Source organism: Prevotella sp. TCVGH (genome assembly GCF_023522295.1).
GTDB lineage: Bacteria > Bacteroidota > Bacteroidia > Bacteroidales > Bacteroidaceae > Prevotella > Prevotella timonensis.
The window spans coordinates 1-4,465 of the sequence record NZ_QFFX01000108.1; the positions used below are offsets into that span (position 1 = coordinate 1).

Here is a 4,465-nt window from a genome sequence, read left to right on the forward strand (position 1 = left end):
ACACACGCAAGCAACTGCTTGCCAGGGCGAAGTTTATACTGACTAAACACAAGTCCAAGTGGACAGAATCGCAAAGGATAAGGGCGGAAATAATCTTTGAACACTACCCGGAACTCAAAAAAGCCTATGACCTAGCTATGGAACTTACCGATATTTATAATGCCAGAAGCATCAAGGACGCGGCAAGATTGAAACTGGCTAAGTGGTTTAATAAGGTAGAGAAGTTGGGCGTGGATAATTTCTATACAGTGATTGACACCTTTAAGAACCATTATGATACCATACTCAACTTCTTTGTCAACAGAGCCACAAATGCCAATGCTGAATCCTTCAACGCAAAAGTCAAAGCCTTCAGGGCACAGTTCAGAGGAGTAACGGATATTCCTTTCTTCCTTTACAGGCTTATGAAATTATGTGCATAAGGAGAGAGGGGTTGCAACTGGGTTTTACGACTGACCCCAAAATCTTTTCCAAGAACCTTTTCAAGGAAAAGAATTAAGGATAAATAAAATCTGAGAAACTCTCTCCTTTTTTTTAGTAGTAACGGAAAGTAGGCGTCAGTCTTAAAAATATACCTCTTCACCGAAGACTGTCTACCGTGTTGCAAAAGCAAAGGGCTGACTTCACAGCCAACCCTATACACATTATACAAAAACATTATGAATACTTATTTAGCGAACAAGATTTAAAAAGTTTCGCAACTATTTATATGGTCATATTATAATTTACTGTTTGATAATGCCATCGCAATCAGCACATGCTACTTGGCATTTCTTACATTTTTTTTTGCAATATCGCTCACACTGCAAGCGAATATCGTATCCGAGCATGGCACCCAAGATAAAATCCTCTTCAGGCGTTAACTCGTTGAGCGGTTTATGGATTATGAAACGTACAGCATCAATACACGCCTCGGTGCCAAAAAACAAATTTAGACTATTGTTTCCTACGGGCTGTATAAGATAGTTAATATGCTGACTTGCAAGTCGTTCTACAGCAAATGTTTCATATTTTTTATGAAAGGTATAGAGTACCATTTGTCGAACTCCTTTCTTATACTCATAAATATGATTCATGAGTACCTTTAATTCAGCTGGTAAGGTCTCTATAGTCTTCATGTCAATCGTGTTTCAAATAATTTCTTTGATGGTTGTATTTATAAACTTGGCTTGATTTCTGCGAGCCATGTATCAATTCGTTCATCAGTTTTATCTTCTTCATTGAGATCGTCAAGTGCTAAACCGACAAACTTACCATCTATTACAGCGTCACTGTCATCAAAAGTGTAACCATCGGTAGACACTGCACCCACTACATGCGCACCCTCTACAGCATGGTAAAGCTCTGCCATACCTCCACAAAACGTGTCTGAATAAGATTCTGCATCACCACAACCGAACAAGGCTACTGTTTTGTTGGACAAGTCAACATCCTTCAAAACCTCTACCCCACTGTACCAATCGTCTTGCATCTCTCCAGATCCCCATGTAGACGTTCCTAATATAAGATTGTCATGACTTTTTAATACATCTTCATTGAGATTAGCTACATCCATAGCTTCAACACCTAATTTGCTTGCAATTTTTTCTGCAATAGCCTGACAGGTTCCTGTCGATGAACCGTATATTACAACTGTTGACTTCATATTTTTTCTATTTAGTTTTACGTTTTATAATTGTCTGATGCAAAGGTAGACACTATTTGACACTCATGCAATACCTAAATGTGATGGTTTTTAAGTATTACGTACTCATAAAACAAAACATATCATGAAGCCTATATACATAAAAATGGTTATTCGCTTCACTGGAACGCCATTATATTCTAATAAGAGTCGAGCCTTTCATCAACGGATTAGAGCTATTCAGCTGGATAACATAGACCCCTCTGGGATACGATGATACGTCTAACAAATAAGAAGAAAAGCCTGCATCAAAACTCTTTCTCTCCAAAAGTACACCTGAAGTACTGTACACACATACCGAAAAATGATGACATGAGGGTTCTTTCAGCTTTATTTCAACTTTTCTATCTGCTCTCACTTCAAATTGCACACCTGCAGGTTGATGAGAAGAGATACCTTTCACGCCACTAACACCTAATATATATAATAGTCCCTTATACACATCTATCTGCCCATAGCCATACCAATTATTTGGATAGGTCAAAGAAGTATCATAGTGGGTACAAGTTTTTGCAAACACTTCCATTATGTCCTCACGAGTTAGCGTAGGCTTGGCTTGTAGCCAAAGCGCAACAGCTCCTGCCACGGCTGGAGTAGACATTGACGTTCCTGCATTGCTATTCCAAGCATAGGTACGCCCGTTGAACTCAAAATGTGCAACGTCTGACTTGATATCGTTTGCCTTTGGATTCTTTTCCAGATAATAACTACTATACGAGGAAATAATATTTGTCCCTGGTGCCATTACGTCGGGCTTAACACGCCCATCGTAAGTTGGACCTACAGACGAATAGGCTCCACGAACACCGTCAACACCTTGATTATATGGACGCCACTCTCCTAAATAATTGGTGATACCTGTTCGGTAAGAGGTTGCTCCCACTCCAATAACAGAAGATAATGAGGCAGGCGAATGAATGTTATGCGTGCTCTCGCCAGCACACAGGCGTTCATCCAACGGGTTGGCTGTCCAAACACCTCCCACCCTAAAAACTTCAACATCGGCTTGCGCCCCTAAAATCTCAAATGAGAATGGAACGGCGTGCCCTATCTCGCCCTTTGACCACATTCGCACATCGTACACCAACTCTGCGGAGTCGTAACATGACCTGTATCCTACCATACTGAACACGTATTGCTTATTGCCCAACCGCACGGTATCTACGTAGATAGAATCTTTACACCTCAAAATGTCTTGAGTAAAAACCTCATGACTGTGCTTCGTATTATCATAAGAAGTAAATCTAATTTGAAAAGGCGATGCCGATTTTAATGTCACATAAACGTTATCAGGTCTGCCTTCCACAAACGTACCCATCCCTGCTTGTCCTATGGGTTTGTGAAAATATGACTTCACCTGTCCGTCGTTACCCGCCGAAGCAATAATGATACGACCTGGACCCGATAAGCTATCCAGTACTGCATTGTACAAAACATCATCGCCATGGAAATCTTGATGTGAACCTTCGCTAAACGAGATGACACACGGCTGATTGCTATATCTCGCATAATCCATGATATACTTAAAACCAAGAGCATCGGTAGCATAGGTATATTTGTAACGATTTGCCGAATCTACCAACGCTTCATCACCAACCACAAAGTTACTGACCAGACAAATATCGCTCTCATACGCCATACCTCTATACGCACTGTTATATCCACTGCCTGCGGCTATGCCTAAGGTGTGCGTGCCATGCGTCTGAATCAATCCGTCTCTCGAATGGGCATAAGCCAATATTTCCGCCCTTCCCTCGTACGAAGCTCCCACATACATTTTGCTTTTCAAAGTGTCTACCGACAATTGATCCCAAAAACGCTGGATGCGATAGTTTGTTGCAGTAGCATCAAAAAAGTTGGGGTGCGTCAAATCAAACCCCACATCTTGCACTCCTACAACAACCCCTCGTCCTGTATAGGCTTGCGGTAAGGGAGACGTTCCTGCATACACGGGCATTGCATCAAGGCAGTATGCCAATGAATCTGTGTGCAAGCCATTACTTCGGTGCGCTTCTATCCTATCGACATACCTTTCGAGCGACAGCTTGGCAAGTTGTCGCAAAGGTACACTCACAATAAAGATGTCTCCAAATTGTGCCAACAACTTACAATGATGTTCCTGAAACACTCGTTGTGCATCTTTGCTAACCTTGACAAATGCACACAATTCTTGGGATTGACTGAGAGGGATGGGCTTTGAACGTGTGCCTTCTACATCTCCTTGCCGTCCTATCAGCTCTTGCTGTAAAACCAGCTGTCTCACCATTGTTGACATCTTGGCATAGTTTGCATGCTGTGCACTTGCGCACACCGTACAAAACATGGTGATAATGAAGAAAAATTGCAAACGTTTCATTACCTGCAAAGTAAAGCAAAATATCTGTTAGCTACAAAAAATTCATCACTTTTATTTAGAATATACTACAACTCTTGCACTTAAAAGCGACATTTCTACAACGAAAAAATCCTCTCAAAAAACATCATAATAAAAACTGCGTATATGCTGCATGGAAGGCTCATTAATGCTGAATTTTCTTTACAAAGTGTCTCTCAAAACTCGCGTAAAAACAACCAACAGCAAAGTTGGTCGCAAATACGCGAAAAATGAGCGAGGTTTATAATTGACTGTTATTCATAATGTTATGTTTACGCATCGTCTTTTCGTTCCTTTTTTAACCACTTCTTAGCGACTAAAGCATTGAGATAGCAATGCAACTAATCAGCGAAAATGAAGAAATATCGAAGTTGGTGTAAACTGACTGATAATGAGTAGGAAACGGA

At 40.8% G+C, this 4,465-nt stretch carries 4 protein-coding genes; 1 reads left to right on the forward strand and 3 read right to left on the reverse strand.

What is annotated here, in order from left to right:
• Positions 1–422: transposase (locus DEM91_RS12050; protein WP_195253694.1), on the forward strand; the 422-nt coding region annotated here is incomplete at its 5' end.
• Positions 423–725: 303 nt separating this feature from the next.
• On the opposite strand, the gene DEM91_RS12055 is transcribed toward DEM91_RS12050, so the two are convergent.
• The 3 genes from DEM91_RS12055 to DEM91_RS12595 form a co-directional block, all read right to left on the reverse strand.
• Complete coding sequence (locus DEM91_RS12055) at positions 726–1,118, reverse strand: DUF2023 family protein (protein WP_195254114.1); 393 nt, start codon at positions 1,116–1,118, stop codon at positions 726–728.
• Positions 1,119–1,156: 38 nt separating this feature from the next.
• Positions 1,157–1,645 carry a flavodoxin FldA gene (gene fldA, locus DEM91_RS12060; RefSeq protein ID WP_195254113.1) on the reverse strand — a complete coding sequence of 163 codons (489 nt, stop codon included), beginning with the start codon at positions 1,643–1,645 and terminating at the stop codon, positions 1,157–1,159.
• Positions 1,646–1,817: 172 nt separating this feature from the next.
• Positions 1,818–4,040 carry a S8 family serine peptidase gene (locus DEM91_RS12595; protein ID WP_275975281.1) on the reverse strand — a complete coding sequence of 741 codons (2,223 nt, stop codon included), beginning with the start codon at positions 4,038–4,040 and terminating at the stop codon, positions 1,818–1,820.
• Positions 4,041–4,465 lie beyond the last annotated feature (425 nt).